Consider the following 642-nt stretch of genomic DNA (forward strand, 5'->3'; position numbering starts at 1 on the left):
CCCCGGCCGCAAAGGTGATGGTGGCGCCATTGCTTAGCGTCACCGTAAAATCGCGATCGGTGGGATTACTTAGTGTGGCGCTGACGGTGGCGCTATCGCTACCTTCCGCCACGGTCACATCGCCCAGCGTTAGCGTGGTGGTATCGACCGTGTCAGTAATATTTACCGTCACCTCGCTGCCCAGTTGCAGATCTTCAAAGATCTTGCCGGCCACGCTGGCATCGGTAAGGCCCAGCGTTACGCTGCCCGCATCGACGTACACATCATCGCCCTGCGCCGGCACGGTATAAGCAGCACTCTGTTTACCCGCCTGAATAGTTACCGTGTCGCCATTGCTTAACGTCACTACCAAATCATCAGCCAGTACCCGGTCTACCTTGATGGTAAAGACCGCGTCCTGCGCTTCGGTGACGTCGCCATTGCTATCGATTGTCACATTGACGGTGTCCACCGTATCGGTCACCGTCACTGTTGCCGTATCGCTGGTATCCAACTGTTCGAAGTTATGCTCGCCCGCGTTCGTTACACTTAGGGTGTAGCTTTCACCATCTTGGTAAACATCATCACCCTGCACCGCAAAGGATGATGAGGTGCCGGTTGTTGACCCGGCAGCAAAACTGATGGTCGCACCATTGCTTAGCG

The 642-nt window shown here is 55.8% G+C and carries 1 protein-coding gene; it reads right to left on the bottom strand.

Features of this window, described 5'->3' with window-relative positions; genetic code table 11:
• Positions 1 to 642, bottom strand: a 642-nt coding sequence (locus DDT56_RS24525; RefSeq protein ID WP_210417085.1) for an immunoglobulin-like domain-containing protein, incomplete at both ends; no start/stop codon positions are given.

Origin of the sequence: Brenneria corticis, from assembly GCF_003115855.1 — a bacterium.
In the GTDB taxonomy this organism is placed as follows: Bacteria; Pseudomonadota; Gammaproteobacteria; order Enterobacterales; family Enterobacteriaceae; genus Brenneria; species Brenneria corticis.